We start from the raw sequence: 17,894 nt of genomic DNA, 5'->3' as shown, positions 1-17,894 counted from the left end.
ATTGCTGCAATTAGAAAAATCAGAGATTAAAATTGAAGAGAAAATTTGTAGAGGATGATGCTCAAAGCAATGAAGAGCATGCAGCAAAGTATGTATATAAAAACTATTTAGCAAAAATAGAGCAAAGTTTTGGTATTGCTAATCTTGAAGCAAAGCCTTCGGCAAATTTCTCATTTTATCCCTATGCTAATGATATTCAAAAACTTTATTTTGATGATTATCTTTCTAAATTTAATACCCTCGCTAAACAGCGCTTTTTTTCGCAACCTATTACTAATAAAAATACGAATAAAACTATAGGGTTGGTAGTAGGCAATGGTTATATATTGTCTTTATTGCCGGATTTAGCCGTAGACGATGTTATTTTAACTGATATTGAGCCTGCTGTTCATCATTTTATTTTATTTATAAAAGATTTAATTTTAAACACAGAAACTAAAGATTTTTTGCAAAAGCGCGCTGAAATAATAACAAAAATAAATCACTATTGTGGAAAGATAAAATCATTTAAATTGCTATCAGAAGAAGATACTCTAGCATCGGAAATAACGGCTTTAGGGGATAAACATTTTTTAGCTAATGAAGAGCGGTTTAATGAGTGTAAAAAAGCATTGCAAGAAAAAGATTTATTGCCTATTAAGTTAAACATTTTAGATTATAAATCTGTTAAAAAATTAGCTGAGTTGTTGGAAGAAAAAGGGGTAAAAATTTCTTTTATCAATATTACTAATGTAGGTGATTATGACCGCTTTCGGGTGCTGCCTACCATTTTAGCGTGTCTACCCCTAGCAAAAGAATTTGCCATTATCTCTACTTCTTTAATTTCTACCGCTAACCGAGAAGATTTATTTCCGCGTAGTTGTTTTATAGCTAATAATTTAGAACAATTAGAAGAAAATCTATCCTATAATTACCAGCGTAATATTAGATAGGCGATATTAACTTGACGTATTAAACTAATTTATACTTTCGTAGCAGCACTTTTAATCCAAAGAGTTCGCCTTGCAATATTAAGAAGGTTCACCAAAGCTACCAGATTGTAGCGGTAGTTAAAAGACAAAAAATCATACATTAAGCCTATTATTTATCAATGGTGCTTATAAAAAAGCGCATCAAATGCTAAAACAGTTAAAGCATGCTATGATAAGTTTCTAAATTCTGAGATTAATTTTTAAATAAGGTAGGGCCTGTGATTTCTCGTTCAATTAAAGAAATTTTTCATTTTTTAATGCTTGCTTTTTTTCTTTTTGCGGCGCGTTCTGCTATTGCTGATTGGAATCGTATTCCGTCAGGCTCTATGGAGCCAACACTTTATGTAGGTGATTTAATTTTGGTAAATAAATTAGCCTATGATCTTAAGGTACCTTTTACGACCTATCATCTTGCTAAATGGGCAGAGCCTAAACCAGGTGATATTGTTGTTTTTTATAAACCAACCGATGGTCAGCGATTAATTAAACGAGTGATTGGAACGCCGGGTGATATTATCCAAATGAAAAATAATACGTTAATGATTAATGGTCAATTAACTAGCTATAAAATTAATCAGCAACCTCTTACTTATAATTTACCAAAAGAGGAGCAATCAAGCGCCGTGATTGCCACTGAATATTTAGCTAAAAAAGCACACACCGTTATGGCTTTACCAGCCAAACCTGCGCTACGCACATTTGGTCCGATAACGGTACCCGAAGGGCAATTTTTAATGTTAGGTGATAATCGTGATGATAGCGCCGATTCACGTTTTTTTGGTTTTGTTCCACGTCAACAAATAATTGGCCGCGCAGAACGAGTCATTATTTCTTGGGATAAAGAAAACTTATATAAGCCACGGGTAAAGCGCTTTTTTCAATCACTGATTTAGGCGCTTTAAAGGGAGGGTACAACGATTATGTCAATTAAATGTTCGGTTTTTATTGCCATGACGCTTGATGGTTTTATTGCTCGCGAGGATGGCGAAATTGATTGGCTTACCCAAGCTAATAATCAAGCCTCTGCTAATGAAGATGGCGGTTATCCAGCATTTATTGAGACCGTGGATGCCTTAGTTATGGGGCGGTACTCTTTCGCTAAAGCGCTAACTTTTGGCCAATGGCCCTATGGTGAATTACCCGTTATTGTCTTAAGTAGGCAGCCACTTCTTATCCCTATGCACTTACAACAATGGGTTCGTAGTTCCACCGAATCACCCACGCAACTAGTTCAGCGCTTATTGCAAGAAGGTTTTAAGCATCTTTATATTGATGGGGGCGTCACTATTCAGCGCTTTCTTAAAGAAAATTTAATTGATGAGCTGACATTAACGCTTACGCCGGTGTTAATTGGCACAGGACGCCCTTTATTTGGGCCTTTACCACAGGATGTCAAATTAAATCATCTAGAAACAAAAAATTTAAGCGGGGGTTTTGTGCAAATTAAATATCGTATTGGTAAACCTAACGATAATAAATAAAGAATTATTTTATCATTCTACTTTGCATTAAATGAGTACCTATTTATGGTTATGCTTCTAAATATATTAAAGAAAATTGGCTAGTTAGTTTAAGGTTGCTAATTATAGCTTTGCGATGCAAAAGGGATGAATGGTTAGAGTAAATTAAGCTATTAACTAGTTTTATTAACTCGTGGTTAAGGCAACGAATGTCTATTTTTAAAAAATTAATTAAATTTTATCGTCAGTCTCCAGAAAATCGTATTCAGCTCATTTTGTTTTTAGGCTTTGTTATTTTACCCATCTTTGGAATGACAGTGCTCTACATTCTAGTTAGACTATTTTGGTTATAAGTTTAAACGAGTAATTGGAAGGCAACTAATGTGCTGCTAGTATAATCTAACAGCATTATCATGAGACGTTTAATCTCTTCCTGTTCTACTAATCATGCTGCAAGCAGCTTGGTCAGTAGGTAAAATAGTCATTTCAGTGACATCAACATGTAGTGGACGCGTCAGTACATATAAAATGGCATCGGCAATGTCTTCAGCAACTAGGGGGTTAAAATCTTGATAAAATTCTTTAGCCCGTTGTGAATCATTCCAGCGCACGATACTAAATTCAGTTTCTACAGCACCAGGTGCGATTTCTGTCACGCGAATTTTTGTTCCAGCTAAATCAAGGCGCATGGATTTAGTAATTGCGCGGACCGCATGCTTGGTAGCACTATAAACATTACCATTAACATAACAATCCTGCCCAGCAATAGAACCAATGTTTACAACATGGCCTTGGTTACGCTCAACCATAGTCGGTAAAATAGCACGACTCATGTAAAGCAAGCCCTTAAGATTGGTATCAATCATCGTGTCCCAATTTTCTAAGTTTGCTTTATGGATAGGATCGGTTGATAGTGCTAAGCCAGCATTGTTAATAAGAATATCGATAGTCTGCCAGGCAGTAGGTAAGGAAGAGTAAAATTGGCTAATTTTCTCTTTGTCACAAATATCTAATTCAACTGGTAAAACCTCTACTTGATAATCTTGTTCTAACGAGGATGCTAAGGCTTTTAAGCGGTCAAAGCGTCTTGCCGTTAAAATTAACTTAGCCCCCTGACTAGCCAATAGCTTAGCACAAGCGGCTCCAATACCGCTTGAGGCACCAGTAATTAAAATAATCTTCTTTTCAAGAGAAATAGCCATAGTTTAATCTTAATTTAAAAGTTAAAAACTATAGCTTATCTCTTCCTTAAAGCAAAGAAGAAAGTGTATAAACCCAGCGGTTTTAAGCGACTTTAAACAACGATTAAGCGCTATAGTTCCTTAATGGAAGTAAATCAGCTAAGTCATTAGCGTGTTCTTCTTCCTCTTCAAGGATAACTTCAAGTATTCTGCGCGTAGTGGGATCTTTATCGCCAAACCAATCAATTAATTTTCTATAAACCATAATAGCAATTCGCTCGGCAATGAGATCTTCTTTGATTAAAGTTTCCAGATCTTGGCCTTGGCCGAATTCAGTGGCAGTTCGTTGCATAATAGTAGAGGGATTAAAATCTGGGTTACCGCCTAATTGATCTATCCGCTCAGCAAGCATTAGCATATGCTTTTCTTCTTCTATGGCATGCTCTTCAAATTCGGCAGCAATTTGAATATAATCGATACCCTTAGCAATAATCTGATGATGCCTGTAGCGCAATACACACATGATTTCTGTTGCTAATGCATCATTTAAAAGCTTACAAGCTTGAGCAATATCTAGCGGGTAATCGGTTGTTATCGCGCCATCGGTAATGGATTTCTCTGCTTCTTTTCTAATCTCGTCAAGATTATAAGGTGTAGATGGTGTTTCAAATGATTTCATAGCGTCCCTTGATTATTTTATAAGTTAACTAAGTAACAAGTATAGTAAAAAATAAAGAAAGACTAAGAAAGTAAAAATTTCTTTATAAAGAACTTTTTATCTTATTATAAAGTGTAGTAGCGTGCTAATAATGATAGCGCTACCGGTAATAAAAAATGATTTTTTTATAGTTAATCTTGCGCAAGGGATTGATTTTTTAAATGAGAAATTTACTAATAAATAGGCTTGCAATTGGCTTGTTGGTTCTTTTAAATGGAGCGACTATTACTTCTGCTGAGTCAAGTTTTTGTAGTGGTAAAAATGCGTTTATTAATATAGTTAATAGACCTAGTAATAGTGATAGTCCCTGTGTTATTCCCTATAAGCACTTTGACCTAGAATTAGGTGCTGCTTATCAAAAATTAGCCCAAGGTATGGGTGAAGGGTATAATTTTCCCCAACCTGAAGTACGGATTGGCCTTTTGCATCAAAGTGAACTCTTTTTCTTCTTGCCTAATTATTATTATCAGCGCCTCCCTGTTCTTTCAGGCTTTACTAATGCCTCGCTCGGCCTTAAACATCAGCTAGGTTATACTGACAAATGGGTCTGGGCTCTAGAAGGAGAGCTGGAGCTGCCTGGTGGGAGTAAAAATTTTGGCACTAAAGCCTTAGGTGGAATTGTTAACGGGATTATAAGTTGTACACTTAGTAACACTTTAAGCTTGACATTCGTAATTGGTGTTAGTACGGAGTCTGATTCAATTAATGCGGGTGGACGCCGTTATAATAGTTTTAATCCCGATGGACTGTTAGCTTATTCCTTTACAGATACGTTATCATTTTATGCTGAAGTTTATGGGCAAACTAAAACCAGTGCCACGACAGGTAGCGGCTTTAATGCCGATGCGGGGTTATTGTACCTAATACGGCCTAATATGGTAGTTGATTTAAGTGCAGGCCAGCGACTTAGCGGGTTTTTAGGTGGTTTTAACCATTATTTTGAGGCTGGTATGTCTTTTTTAATTTAACAAAAAGGGTAATCCTAACTGTTGTTTTAAGGCATTTTGGTAAACGACTTCGGCAACACTTAGGTCTTGAATAGCTAACCCCACTGATTTAAACACCGTCAAAGTATGTTGATAGTTAGGCGTTTTATGGGTCAACCAAGGACCGATTTCAAACAGAGCGGTTTTCGCTAGGGTTTGATGTTTCAAGGCATTAATAATCTCGCCAGCTTCTTTTAACGCCGCCTCCACTTGATCAACGAAAACAATAGCTTCTTTTAATACCGCGGCACTAATTTCTTGCATTGTTGGGCTATGAGAGCCAATCGCATTGATATGTACATTAGGTTTTAACATCGCTAAGTCAATTAAAGGTTCAGTACTGCTCGTTACCGTACAAATTACATCAGCGTGTTTTACTGCCTCTTGTATGGTTGAATAAACCTGCACTTCATAATTTTTATTAATTTTTTGTGCTAAAGACTTAGCATTTTCAATAGTTCTAGACCAAATAGAAACATGCGTTATTGGCCGTACAGCGCTAACTGCTTCTAGTTGCATGTAAGCCTGGGCCCCTGAGCCAATAATAGCTAAATGCTTAGCATCTGCTGGAGCAAAATATCTAGTGGCCAATCCTGAAACAGCCCCCGTACGTAACGCCGTTAAATAGGCGCCATCCATTACTACTTTGGGTTCACCGGTTGAGGCATCAAGTAACATAACAATCCCGTTAATCGCAGGCTTATTATGCGTTAAGTTATGGGGAAAAACTGAAACAACTTTCAGACCTAATGCTTTATGTTGGGCCAAATAAGCAGGCATAGTAAGCATTAAAGCTTCTTCCTCTGCAATAGGAATGCCAGTTCTTAAGGGCATATTAACGGATTGGTGCGCTAATTGGATAAAGGCCTTTTCTAACGCATCAATTGCTTCAAGCATGGAAATGCTCTGCTTTACTTCAGCTAAAGATAATAATGTTAAGCTCATTGCCTTATATCGTAGCAAAGGGGAATTCATTCATTGTGCGTTTTCTTAAGTTTAAATGCAATCTTATTTTCTGTAGGTTTTTTATATCAATAAATGCCTTAATTTAAAGACTATACTACTAATAATACAAAGCCTAAGTAATACGCTATAACTAAGCAAGGATAGTTACTATATGGAAAAGAGTATTCATATTGGCTGTATTATTGGCACTAGACCTGAAGTTATCAAAATGTATCCAATTATCAGGCGCCTTCAAGCCTGCTCGTGGGCTAAAGTAACGATTATTAATACCGCTCAGCATCGTGGCTTATTAGATGACCTGCTTACTTTTTTTCAAATCAAACCAGATATTGATTTAGATACTATGATGGTTAATCAATCTTTAGGGAGTTTAACAAGTAATCTCTGTAGCAAGCTTGAACCACTTATAGCCAAGCATCAATTTCATGTGCTACTCGCTGCTGGAGATACCACGACAGTGTTTGTTTCTGCTTTAATCGCTTTTTACAACCAAATTCACTTTGGTCACATTGAAGCAGGTTTAAGGACCTATAACGCTCACCAACCTTTTCCTGAGGAAATAAATCGAGTATTAACAGCGCCGCTAGCTTCCTGGCATTTTGCGCCAACGATAGCCGAAAAGGAAAATTTAGTGCGTGAAAATATCTCACCAGAAAAAATTATTGTAACTGGCAATCCGGTCATTGATACATTATATTGGACCTTAACTCAAAGCGCTAATTTAAGTCAATTTGAACATTTACATAATATCATTATTGTCACCGCGCACCGCCGTGAAAATTTTGGGAACAACTTAGAAAATATTTGTACATCAATTATTGAGCTGGCCAAAAAATTTGATGTTAATTTTGTTTTTCCAGTACATCCTAATCCGCATGTACAAACTGTTATTGCTAAACGTTTAGCTCATCAATCGAATATCCACCTGCTATCACCGCTACGCTATGATGAATTTGTTCATTTAATGAAATGCTGTATTTTAATTTTAACAGATTCTGGGGGTATTCAAGAAGAAGGGCCTGCCCTAGGTAAGCCAGTTTTAGTGTTAAGAAACACCACTGAAAGGCCTGCTATTATTACGGAAGGTGTAGGGTTATTAGTAGGTACAGAACAAGAAAATATTATAAAATTGGTAGCCAATCTTTTAGACGACTCTAATTTTTATGCCTCTCTTGCTAAGGGAGTTTCCCCGTATGGAGATGGTCATGCTAGCGAGCGTATTGTGAATTATTTACAAGGCGTGCTCTTATAACTTAAGTACTTAAATCAATTAAAACAAAGCGAATTTTTAATGGTCTAAATCGTTGTAAAATACTTTCAATGAGTAGTTCATTGGTTGGATCAGTTATACCAATGGTTACCATTTCTTTATCTTCATTGTAATCTACTATTCGGCTACCGCGATCGGTTAACCATTTAGTCAATTTATTGGAGAGGCCTTTGGGGATAGGCAGGGCGCTTTCTTTAGGTACTAATTCTAAATTATGTTGTTTTGCCAATATTTCAAGTAAGTTTTTTTCACTAATTAATTGTAACCGTGCTAAGACTTCGCCTAGGCGTTCACCGGTTTTTTGCTGCTCTAAAATGGCCTGTTTTAATTGCTCTTCGGTCACTAAGCGTAGTTCTAATAAAATATCACCTAGTCGACGTCGGTAAGGGATTAAAATATGGCTGCCGGGAAATACATGATCAGTTTTATCCCAGCTTGGTTGTTTTGCTAATGTTTTTTTGGTTTTTTTTCGTTCAGCAGCAACGAAATAGAGCTTATAAGCACGTAAGATAGACTGTAAATTTAAAATATTGCCATAAAAAACACGCGGAATAGATAACCAAGCGGGAATAAGGCCATAAACCCTATAAAGACCAATAAAACGTTGCAACATTCGCTCTAACATTAGTAAAGTACTAATAATGATTAATACCCAAACCCAGGGATGGAGATTTAACTGTTCTTGCAGCGAGGGATAATTTGGGTTGCCATAGGTTAAAAGACTATAAATTACCCAAAATAAAAAGATAAGATAACCGACGCCATTAATAAAATGCGTGATGAAAGCTTTTCTATCATGCATTAATGTAAAGCGTACCCGCCATGACTTAGGCCACTTAGCATGCAGCCATTCTTGAAAGACAATACCTATGATCCAGCGTGCTTTTTGTCGAACCGCTTTTTTATATTCTGTTGGAAATAACGCCCGAGTTGCAATATATTCTGTTTTAGGTCGTAATACATAACGCTTACTAAAGAGTCCTCGCCTCTCCCATTTAAGCCGTTGAATCGTTTGCAGCAAAAAAATTTGCTTTAAATCTTTCATGCGAATGGTCAAGGAGGTGCGATAATCTTCGGTTAACGAATCGGTAGAGAAGGGGCCTTCGTTTAAGGGGTCTTCAAGCATAGCGAGTGCTCTACGAGAAAAAGCAGTTCCTACGCCTGCGGAAGGAACATGGCCATGAATAGCTTCGCGCACGATTAAATCTTTAGTATGAATTTCGGCAAACTCATCAGCATATATCCAATGGGTGAAATTGAAATAATTGACTTTCAGGGGAAACATCGGAATTTGAATCATGTCTTTACGGGGGATTAAATAATTATAAAGTTTAAACGAAAGCGGATGAATGACATCTTCTGAGTCATGAAAAACAAAAATGTCAAAGCGTATACCTTGGGCTTGTTCAAAGTCTTTAATATGGTTGTAAATGCCATTTAAATTGGCAGCTTTAGTTGTTGGGCCAGGATTCTTTCCGATAACACATTGGACGTTTTTAATATAAGATTGAACTTGTTGAACTTCAGCTACGGTTTCTGGGTCATTAGGATAGACGCCAACAAATAAATAATATTTATTATAATCAATAGAATAACAATTATTTAAGAGCATAGTGGAAATTACGTTCGCTTCATGCCAGCAGGGAATTAGTACGGCAATATATTTTTCTTCATGATTAGCTAAATCTTCATAAGTAAGCGGTTTATAGTGACGTGTTTTCCATTTGCGAATTAAATACCGCAGCCAATAGTAAAAGTCGAAAAAAAGGTCATCAAGCCCCGATATCATAAAGAGAATGGCAAAAAAAATAAGAAAATACCACATGATCAAAAACAGGGTAATTAAATTTTCATATTCCATTTACATCCTTTTTGACTATATTTTTACGTAATAAAGTAACTGGACTACTTTATTAGTATAGTGCTTTCCGTAAGGATTTACCGAACCGCCTGCTGGTAAATAGGTACCATGAATATAGTCAAAGCGAATTTCTAGTCGATAGCGATTGGAAGGAATCAAGCCTATACCAGGCCCATATTCGGCAATATTATTAAAAAATTCCCGCCGTGTATCCTCTATAACACGACCTAAAAAATATAAATTGATCATCGTGGCTTGGTATTGCAGTATATGTATTCCTTGGCGGGTTATAAAAGTGCCAATGATATTATTGTCAAAACGGGAGTAGTAGGTGACATCGCCATAAAAGGTACTGTAATAATCTGGACTTAGACGTAATTTATCATAGTAGGCGGGCTTAGTACCAAATTCATTATAATACATTAAGCCACCGCGTAAATCGCCTCGCCACCTATCTCGATTACGGTATACTAAGTCATAGGCTCCTCCGGCCTCAACCCACGCAACTATGGGCGTATTGGTAAAGGGCGTAATCGAGCCGCCAACACCGGTGATACGCACATTATCTTCAAAAATTTGTGGTAATTGTCCAGCGTTGGTTGATTTATTGTCATCAGTTCGCCTAAATGTTAAATAAAGTCTTGGTTGCCAGCTACTAGCAAATTCAAGCCCTAAGCGTGCAATCATAGGCCTTACGGTTAAACCAAAGCGGCTTTGCGTAAAGGGTGTAAAGAAGAATTCCCCAAAATAAGGCGGTGGTAGTGCTTTAGTTTGTAAACCAGCTAAATTAGTTAACGCATTTTGGGCGTTAAGCTCTAGTTTTTTATCTGAAGTTTTAGTAGCTAATTCAAAATAACGGTAAGCAAGATTTTTATTGGGTGTATCATTGTATAAATAGCCTAATTGCATCGCGATGGCTGGGTCATATGTTAATTCATACACCCGTGTGAAATAGACAATAGCATCATTAGACTGCTTAAGTTCGATTGCTAAATAGCCTGCCTCTTTTAAAGCTAAGACATTATTAGGATACGCTTGCACTATTTTTTTAATAGCTTGCCAAGCTAGCCTTTTATTTTGCTTTTTTAAAGTATAAAAATTATCCAAAAGTTGCATCTCATGGCTACTAGTCCCTTTAGGCGCTGTAAATTTATTTTTTGGCTGATAAGCGTTAGATGGCTTACTTACGTCGCTAGTACTAATGGGGGTGGCATTTTGCAAATAGGTTAATGATTTAAGCGCGGTTGCTCGTATCTGTTTATTTTGGGATTGAGCGGCAAGTAAAAAATAATGACGAGCAGCTTCTTTGTCCTTTAATTGATAATAAAGATAGGCAATTTGTAAGGCTATTTGCGCTGTAGGCTGTCGATGATAGTTTGCTAAAAAGAAAGGTAGGGCCGCTCTAGTTCGATGGTTTTGTAATTTTAAATAAGCCATTTCTAAATTTAAACGGGGATTAGTCGGTTCAAGAAGGCAAAGTAGGGTAAGCAGGGATTCGGCCGCCGTTTTATCTTCTTGTTTTAATTTATAAAACCAGTTTAAAAAAATGATATTGATAATAGGGCTACTTACTTGAGTATTAATTGTAATAGCATCTGTTTGATAATTAGGAATAAACGATGCCATTTTCTCTAACAACTGAGTTGCTCTAAATTTATTAAGATGATCTTTATTTTGGTTTGCTAATGGCAAAAGGTAATGGTGAGCCTGTGCCCAATCACCTAGCTCATAATAGAGTGCACCCATTTGGAGGCGATATTGTGGCGCGTTAGGTTTCAAGGCTATTAGTCGTTGTACCAGAGGTAGTGCCGCTGAGAGATTCTTTTCTTCTACATAAAGCTGACTTAGTTCTTCTAAAGCAAGGGTATTATTTGGCTCTTGCTTTAAGATAATCTGGAGAGGCTCTTTCGCGGCCTCTTTATCTTTGTTACGTAAAGCATAATATTGATTAAATAAGATATGGGAATCTCGTTTTAAATTTTTTGATTCTTGTCTAGCTAAGAAAAAGAAACTTATTGTAATTAGAAGAAAAATAAAAATCACCACTAAGATTTTATTCCTAAGCATTTAACCTACATCCCTTTTGTATTATTGCTGTTATTACTTAGTAACTTAACTTATGATTTGAGGGTTAAGTTTAAATAACTTGCTTTTATTTTTTTGTGCCTTTTTTAAGACCTCTTTAACAAACTACTCACCGTTAATAAAGCTTGTTTGTTTACAATGATACTCTAAATAATTGCTTAAATGGGGCTAACTAGTTTTGTCAAGTGGAAAGCCGACTAAATACATAATAGTACTGGCATAAGTTATTAATTCTAATTTAAATTATCATTACAACACAGCTTAATTTAAGAGTAAACGCTGGGGTGGCTCTAAGAAGACTTTTAGCAATCAATTTAGGTATTGGTAAGTTAGTATTTCAGCTAATTTAATTTACTATTTATGCGAAAAGCCAAACAAAGAGAGGCTACCATGCTTAAAGTTATGTTTTATCTTCTTCTTATTTTTTTAACGTTGTTAAATACGACTTATGCTCAGCCACCAGCCTCAACATCATTACCTTCGCATAAATTGTTTTCTTTTTTTACTAACAAAAACAGAAGGTTAGAGGTAAAACAAACTAGTTTGCCTGTTCCTTATGATTACTTATTAAAGCAACCGTTATTAACTTTAGGCCTTAAAAAATACTACCAGCGCACCCCAATGATTGAAGTGTTAGCAGCTAAATTGGATTCCCTTAATAAACGTTATAATCGCGTTATCCTTATGCTGATAGTCTAGAAATAATGCAGCGATTGCCAAACGAAAGAAAGAAGCACAAATTATAGAAATAGCTTTTATCACAATAAATTTTGCGGCTTTACCGAAGCCTGTAACTCATCAAGTACTTACCACCACGATTCCTTTTGGCCAGCTACTGGCTGCTCATCATTTAAAAGTAAGAACCAATCATCGTAGCTACTTTACTATTTTATGTGATAAAAAAATCGCTACGTTAACCAATTGCCTAGTAGGACAGAAGCTTTATGGCCGGACAAATACCATAATTAACGCTAAGGATAAGCAGTGGTTAGCGCATGTCATTGAAATTTTGACTTAAAATTATAATGTGGGCGGGTAAAAATTAATTTATCGAGCTTAGCTGCTTTTTTCAACAGCTTACGCTCAATAAATTAGAAAAGTATGGTTTTAATTAGTGTTTTGTCTGGTTTTGCAACCTTTCATTTAAAGCTACTTGCTTACTCTGCGCTTCTAAGTCGCTAACCATTTCTAATAAGGTATTCATTTTAAAGTGAGGAAACTTAAGTTGTTTTAGATTTTGGACAGGCTCCGTTCTTAACTGTGGAACATCAAACTCAGTCAGCTCATAATCTCTGGGATCAATTGATTTCTTGCTTGCCATGATTTATCTCCAGTCTAGTTTCCTCCATTATAAGCATTAATCCTTAAGGCTGTATTAAGGAAACTCTAAGTGAATATTATTTAATCATTTTTTAAGCTGCGCATCATCGTTTGAATAAAAAGTATTAAGTCCACAAGCGTAAATTAAATTTCTTTATTAATTCGGGGCTTATCTCATTAATCACTTATTAAGAAAATATTAACAAATTGATGAAATTTAATTCATTAAGTTGTTAATTTTATCTTAATGTAATTGTGCTACATTACCAATAAAGATGTAAATACTATATATATCATGCAAGAATCTTTTGAAATTGATAAGTCAAGTGCTTCTGAAAGTGTGCTCTCAAACGATAAAACTGGACCTAAACATGCATCTAGTTCATCTAAGTCAATTAGAAAGCGCCCATCTCAAGAAATACTCGAACCAAATAGCAATACTTCTTCTTCTCTTAAAAAGAAAAAAGAAGAAGATTATTTTTTTGAAAAAGGAGGCGTCCCTAGATTAAGTTTTATAGTATTAAACTCCGAAGGAACTATGGTCGGGGCAGGTAGAAGAGAACCTCCTAATAATTCAGATAAATCTTTTTTACTACCACGAAGCACGCCTTACATTGGTGATAAGGAATTTAAAAGTGCTTATGTAGTCTTTAATGGTGTAGATAAAAATGATGAAAAAGTTCAGCTTGTTTTTATGTACGGAATAGAAGCAAGTGGTGGAAGTAACCATAATGGCTTAGGTCAATTTGCGCTGTCTTTAAAAACTATGTTAGAAGAAAAACATGGTATTAAGCTAGCAAATGAGTATTTATTTACGGGTGAATGTAAATCAACTTTAACAGATGATGATATAGCGAGATCCTTAGGCGAATTTTTCTCGGGTATAACCTTTAACACTAAAGGCACGAAAACAGATGGTTTTCGTCATGAAGGAAATCCAGCGATAGAGACCTTCATTCCTAAAGATTGCTTTCGCTTCGATGAAGGTTTTGATGATTATATCAAACAAAATATGAAAGCGCCCATAAAAGCCCAACCAACCGAGTCTTCATCATCTAGTCAGACTTCGTATGGCTTTTTTAATAAGCAAAACAGCAGTCTTGAGTCACGTATCGCGGAAGTCAAAGTAAGGCCTAGTGAAAATCCTGATATAAAGGATGAAAGAGTTTTAGAATTACCACCACAATCTTCACAAGTGTCTAATTTAAATTCAAATCCGCGACTTGGGATTCCGCTTAATAATGACGAAAGTAATAATGAGGCAACTAATAAGGAAACTTGCGAAGAAGAACCTCATGAGCAGAGTGTTAACTCCTATTGTTAAGTGTATTAAGCTTAAATTGCTAATATATTTTTAATTTCCTGGTAAGTATAAGCAATAGTTTTTATTGACTTAGGCGCAATAAAAATAGAATCGTCCCCGGCGATAGTTCCTAAAATTTGTGCTTTCTCCCGATGATAATCTAAAACTCGAGCAACCAGCTGTGCCGCCCCGGGGCTAGTATTGACAATAATGATTGTCTCATTAGCAACGATATCTATAATTAAGCTTGATAATTGGCTTGAGGTAGTGGGAGGTGCCGGTTCACGTGCTAAACGATAGACTACCTGGCCTAATTCATTTTTCGATTTAATAGCGTTTAATTTATGCAGCAAGCGCGATACCTTGGATTGATTTATATGATGTCCTTTCGCTTGCAAGGCTGCACATATATCCTCTTGTGTCGTAACACTACCTTCTAAAAGTAACTGTCTTAAATTATCAATTAAGAGTTGCTCTTGATCATCTTTACGGTTTATTACATTGGACATAATTTATATTTCCTTATTAATTCAGTTAAATTGAATTATTATTCAATATTATGCCATAAATTTGCATAATGTGTTAATTTTTGCTTGCCAATAGTGCCTTTTTAATTTAATATGCAATTATTATGAATAATTAATCAATATGATAGTTTTAATCTGGATATTTATGCATGTTTAAGACAATTAATGTGGCAATTTCAGGTGTTCAAGGCTATAGTGGGCAAGCCTTAATGAAGCTTATTAATAGCCATCCTTATTTAAATTTAACAACAGTTTATAGTCGTCAAACTCAAACTGAAGTTTATCAACAATTGCCGAACTTAAAGCGGCAGCAAATTCCTGTTTATCCGCCTGCAGAAATTAGCAAGCATGTTGCAGATATTGATGTACTATTTCTAGCTACTCCAGCACAAGTATCCCTAGATACGGTAACCACTTTAATCGACAAAGACCTTTTGATTATCGATTTAAGCGGGGGATTTCGCCTACCAGCGGAAGACTTTCACTTTTGGTATGGGTTAGAACATACAGCGCCCACTTTAATTAATAATGCCTGCTATGGTTTAACACCTTGGGTAACTACACAGCCAGCCCATAAACTAATTGCCAATCCGGGCTGTTATGCTACTTGTGCCTTAATGAGCCTATTGCCCTTAGTAAAAGCCCAAGTGCTAAATCAAAATACCGTTATTATTGATGCTAAATCAGGCTTATCGGGCGCAGGTAAACAGGTAAAAGCTGAATTGATGTTTTGCGAAATGGCCAATAATTTTTTGCCCTATAAAATTGGTAAGCATCAACATATACCAGAAATTAAGCAGGCTTTAAAAAGTTTTGGTGGTCAAGACTTAACTATTCGCTTGACCACTGCACTACTGCCACTTCATCGCGGTATTGCCATGACTATTTATGCTGAGGCACAAGCAGGCTTGTCAGATGCTGAAATTGCCAAAGCCATTTATAACGCTTATCACCAAGCCTACCAAGGCTACCCCTTAGTTTATTATCAAGAGTTAGGACAAGAGGCCGCGCTTGATAATTTTATTTTAGCGCTTAACCAGGTGGTGGACACGCCAAATTGTCATATTGGCTATTTTGTTTCCTCAGGTCAAATTACGCTTTTTGCCTGCCTTGATAACTTATTAAAGGGGGCTGCAAGTCAAGCTGTTGAAAATCTTAATGCAGTTTATGGCCTACCGCTACAAACTGGCTTGTTATCGTTACAGGAGACGCTATGATTCTTGGCTCTGGCATTTTTAGAACTAAATTACCCCAAGGGTTTAAAGCCGGTGGTATTAACTCTGGAGTTAGACTTTATCGACCAGACTTAGGCGTCATTATTTCTGATTCACCTGCTGTTGCTGTCGGTGTTTTTACCCAAAATAAATTTAAAGCCGCGCCAGTTACCTATTGTGAAACTTGTCTACCTTCTAACACTATTCGAGCCATTATTACCAATAGTGGTGAAGCAAATGCTGCTACGGGTAATGCTGGAGTCACTAATAATTTTATTATGGCAGATACCTTAGCCAACGCCATAAATTGCCAAACTAACCAAGTATTAACGGCCTCTACTGGGGTAATAGGTGCTTCTTTATCTATAGAAAAAATTACGCAAGCTATTCCCCACTTACTCACGAAAACCACCGATATTGCTGAGAATTTTGCAACAGCTATTTTAACTACCGATTTAGTACCTAAAACGGTTTATAAGGATGTTGAGTTGTCTTTAGGAACGGTACGGATTACCGGTATTTCTAAAGGGTCAGGCATGATTCATCCTAATATGGCAACGATGCTAGGTTATTTCTTAACTGATGCAAAGCTTGCCATTCCTGAAGCTGGAACCTGGTTAAAAGAGGTTTGTGATAAAAGTTTTAATATGATTAGTGTTGATGGTGAAACCTCGACTAATGATTGCGTTTTTTTAATGGCCAATGGGCAGAGTAAAGTCACTTTAGAGAATACCTTTGATCAAGATTTATTTTACGAAGCGCTTTTAGAAATTGCCATTGCGCTTGCTAAAAGTATCGCCCGTGATGGTGAGGGGGCTTCAAAATTAATTGAAGCACAAATAATAGGTGCCGAAAATGAAGCGCAGGCAAAAGAGGTCGCAAAATCGATTATTACCAGCCCATTAATTAAAACCGCCATTTACGGCCAGTCTCCTAATTGGGGCAGGATTATGGCACGAATTGGTAATACCTTAATTACCGAACAGATGCTTAATCAATGTGAAATTGCGATACAAGATATCGTGCTATTTACGCAAGGGGCACCAGTAGCGAATTTAAATACAACGGCCTTTAAAGAGCAATTAGCTAAAGACACCGTAAGAATAACAGTTAATTTTTTTCAAGGTAGCGGTCAGGCTACGGCTTGGGGATGCGATTTAACGGAGAAATATATTAAAATTAATGCGGAGTATGTTTCATGAATGTGCACCCTCTTAACGTTCCTGCTAATACAGGCAAATTAATTCTTATTAAAGCCGGTGGCTCCATTTTACAAGATAGCAGCGCTATCTCTACCTTATGTGGTGATTTAAAAACCTTACTTGCTAATGGTTATCAAGTTGCCTTAGTTCATGGCGGCAGTAAGGCGATTAATGAGGCATTAAATATTTACGGTATTCCCTCAGAATTTATCAACGGTTTGCGTGTTACTTCGCAGGCTGCTATGAAAATCATTGAAATGGTGCTTTGTGGTCAAGTTAATCAAATGCTGGTAAGAGCATTAAATCAGTTTGGCATTAAAGCCATGGGACTATCGGGTGCAGAAAATCAACTTCTCCATTGTGATTACCTTGATGAAAAATTTGGTTTTGTAGGCAAGATAAAACAGGTTAATTCAACTGATGTAGAGCAGTTATTAGCTAATAATGTTCTGCCAGTCATTGCAACGGTGGGGGTAGATGATAAGGGTCAGGCTGTTAATATTAATGGCGATATCGCCGCTTGCCATTTAGCAACTGCACTTGCTGTGGATGAGTTGGTTTATTTAACTGATCAAGAGGGTATTTATAATCAGCATGGGGCTTTACTTTCTAAATTGTCAGCCAACCAATTACAACTACTCATTAAAAAAGCTATTGTAAGTAACGGCATGCTAGTTAAAGTCAATGCTATTTTAAATGCCTTAGAACAGGATTTAGATCAAATACGAATTTTAAATGGCAGGCAACACCAAATTCTAGTAGAAACCCTTTTGCATGGAAAAAATAGAGGAACAATGTGTTTAAAAAATTGATAACCGCCATTGGCAATG

General features: G+C 36.4%; 18 protein-coding genes. 11 read left to right on the top strand and 7 right to left on the bottom strand.

Annotated elements, in window-relative coordinates; genetic code table 11:
- The first annotated feature begins 32 nt into the window (after positions 1 to 32).
- From ACNVED_RS07775 to ACNVED_RS07760, 4 genes are all read left to right on the top strand, one after another.
- A complete protein-coding gene (locus ACNVED_RS07775; protein ID WP_419418456.1) occupies positions 33 to 932 on the top strand; it encodes a hypothetical protein in 900 nt (299 codons plus the stop codon).
- Between the two features lie 257 nt (positions 933 to 1,189).
- Complete coding sequence (gene lepB / locus ACNVED_RS07770; protein WP_419418455.1) at positions 1,190 to 1,864, top strand: signal peptidase I; 675 nt, start codon at positions 1,190 to 1,192, stop codon at positions 1,862 to 1,864.
- A gap of 27 nt (positions 1,865 to 1,891) precedes the next feature.
- Positions 1,892 to 2,452 carry a dihydrofolate reductase family protein gene (locus tag ACNVED_RS07765; protein ID WP_419418454.1) on the top strand — a complete coding sequence of 187 codons (561 nt, stop codon included), beginning with the start codon at positions 1,892 to 1,894 and terminating at the stop codon, positions 2,450 to 2,452.
- A gap of 188 nt (positions 2,453 to 2,640) precedes the next feature.
- Complete coding sequence (locus ACNVED_RS07760) at positions 2,641 to 2,784, top strand: hypothetical protein (protein WP_419418453.1); 144 nt, start codon at positions 2,641 to 2,643, stop codon at positions 2,782 to 2,784.
- A 69-nt stretch (positions 2,785 to 2,853) separates the two neighbouring features.
- On the opposite strand, the gene ACNVED_RS07755 is transcribed toward ACNVED_RS07760, so the two are convergent.
- On the bottom strand, positions 2,854 to 3,633 hold the full coding sequence (locus tag ACNVED_RS07755; protein WP_419418452.1) for an SDR family NAD(P)-dependent oxidoreductase: 780 nt from the start codon (positions 3,631 to 3,633) through the stop codon (positions 2,854 to 2,856).
- A 103-nt stretch (positions 3,634 to 3,736) separates the two neighbouring features.
- On the bottom strand, positions 3,737 to 4,291 hold the full coding sequence (locus tag ACNVED_RS07750; RefSeq protein WP_419418451.1) for a ferritin-like domain-containing protein: 555 nt from the start codon (positions 4,289 to 4,291) through the stop codon (positions 3,737 to 3,739).
- Positions 4,292 to 4,491: 200 nt separating this feature from the next.
- On the opposite strand from ACNVED_RS07750, the gene ACNVED_RS07745 reads away from it, so the two are divergent.
- Positions 4,492 to 5,298, top strand: a complete 807-nt coding sequence (locus tag ACNVED_RS07745; protein WP_419418450.1) for a transporter — start codon at positions 4,492 to 4,494, stop codon at positions 5,296 to 5,298.
- Here ACNVED_RS07745 and ACNVED_RS07740 read toward each other — a convergent pair.
- Positions 5,290 to 6,261, bottom strand: a complete 972-nt coding sequence (locus ACNVED_RS07740; protein WP_419418449.1) for an ornithine cyclodeaminase family protein — start codon at positions 6,259 to 6,261, stop codon at positions 5,290 to 5,292. The genes ACNVED_RS07745 and ACNVED_RS07740 overlap by 9 nt on opposite strands.
- 172 nt (positions 6,262 to 6,433) lie before the next feature.
- Here ACNVED_RS07740 and wecB point away from each other — a divergent pair, with 172 nt between their 5' ends.
- Complete coding sequence (gene wecB, locus ACNVED_RS07735) at positions 6,434 to 7,534, top strand: non-hydrolyzing UDP-N-acetylglucosamine 2-epimerase (protein ID WP_419418448.1); 1,101 nt, start codon at positions 6,434 to 6,436, stop codon at positions 7,532 to 7,534.
- A 1-nt stretch (position 7,535) separates the two neighbouring features.
- Here the strand turns inward: wecB and ACNVED_RS07730 are convergent, their stop codons facing one another.
- Together ACNVED_RS07730 and ACNVED_RS07725 are read right to left on the bottom strand one after the other, a co-directional pair.
- The gene (locus tag ACNVED_RS07730) at positions 7,536 to 9,413 is read right to left on the bottom strand and encodes a glycosyl transferase family protein (RefSeq protein WP_419418447.1); all 1,878 of its coding nucleotides are present in this window, start codon (positions 9,411 to 9,413) and stop codon (positions 7,536 to 7,538) included.
- Positions 9,414 to 9,428: 15 nt separating this feature from the next.
- Positions 9,429 to 11,480, bottom strand: a complete 2,052-nt coding sequence (locus tag ACNVED_RS07725) for a tetratricopeptide repeat protein (RefSeq protein WP_419418446.1) — start codon at positions 11,478 to 11,480, stop codon at positions 9,429 to 9,431.
- A gap of 408 nt (positions 11,481 to 11,888) precedes the next feature.
- On the opposite strand from ACNVED_RS07725, the gene ACNVED_RS07720 reads away from it, so the two are divergent.
- The gene (locus tag ACNVED_RS07720) at positions 11,889 to 12,197 is read left to right on the top strand and encodes a hypothetical protein (RefSeq protein ID WP_419418445.1); all 309 of its coding nucleotides are present in this window, start codon (positions 11,889 to 11,891) and stop codon (positions 12,195 to 12,197) included.
- A gap of 412 nt (positions 12,198 to 12,609) precedes the next feature.
- Here the strand turns inward: ACNVED_RS07720 and ACNVED_RS07715 are convergent, their stop codons facing one another.
- On the bottom strand, positions 12,610 to 12,819 hold the full coding sequence (locus tag ACNVED_RS07715) for a hypothetical protein (RefSeq protein ID WP_419418444.1): 210 nt from the start codon (positions 12,817 to 12,819) through the stop codon (positions 12,610 to 12,612).
- 294 nt (positions 12,820 to 13,113) lie between these two features.
- On the opposite strand from ACNVED_RS07715, the gene ACNVED_RS07710 reads away from it, so the two are divergent.
- Positions 13,114 to 14,142: a hypothetical protein gene (locus ACNVED_RS07710; RefSeq protein WP_419418443.1), complete on the top strand. Its 1,029-nt coding sequence runs from the start codon at positions 13,114 to 13,116 to the stop codon at positions 14,140 to 14,142.
- A gap of 11 nt (positions 14,143 to 14,153) precedes the next feature.
- On the opposite strand, the gene ACNVED_RS07705 is transcribed toward ACNVED_RS07710, so the two are convergent.
- A complete protein-coding gene (locus ACNVED_RS07705; protein ID WP_419418442.1) occupies positions 14,154 to 14,630 on the bottom strand; it encodes an ArgR family transcriptional regulator in 477 nt (158 codons plus the stop codon).
- 167 nt (positions 14,631 to 14,797) lie between these two features.
- On the opposite strand from ACNVED_RS07705, the gene argC reads away from it, so the two are divergent.
- The 3 genes from argC to argB are packed head-to-tail and all read left to right on the top strand — an operon-like array spanning position 14,798 to position 17,876.
- Positions 14,798 to 15,865, top strand: a complete 1,068-nt coding sequence (gene argC, locus ACNVED_RS07700; RefSeq protein ID WP_419418441.1) for an N-acetyl-gamma-glutamyl-phosphate reductase — start codon at positions 14,798 to 14,800, stop codon at positions 15,863 to 15,865.
- Positions 15,862 to 17,064, top strand: a complete 1,203-nt coding sequence (gene argJ, locus ACNVED_RS07695; RefSeq protein ID WP_419418440.1) for a bifunctional glutamate N-acetyltransferase/amino-acid acetyltransferase ArgJ — start codon at positions 15,862 to 15,864, stop codon at positions 17,062 to 17,064. Before argC ends, argJ begins: the two co-directional genes overlap by 4 nt.
- Positions 17,061 to 17,876 (top strand): acetylglutamate kinase, encoded by an 816-nt coding sequence (gene argB, locus ACNVED_RS07690; protein ID WP_419418439.1) that lies wholly within the window; start codon positions 17,061 to 17,063, stop codon positions 17,874 to 17,876. The genes argJ and argB overlap by 4 nt, the downstream gene beginning before the upstream one ends.
- Positions 17,877 to 17,894 lie beyond the last annotated feature (18 nt).

It is taken from the genome of Legionella sp. D16C41, from assembly GCF_048541585.1.
Taxonomy (GTDB): domain Bacteria; phylum Pseudomonadota; class Gammaproteobacteria; order Legionellales; family Legionellaceae; genus Legionella_C.
Note: the sequence above shows the minus strand (reverse complement) of the source record. Positions and strands in the feature narration are given on the sequence as shown.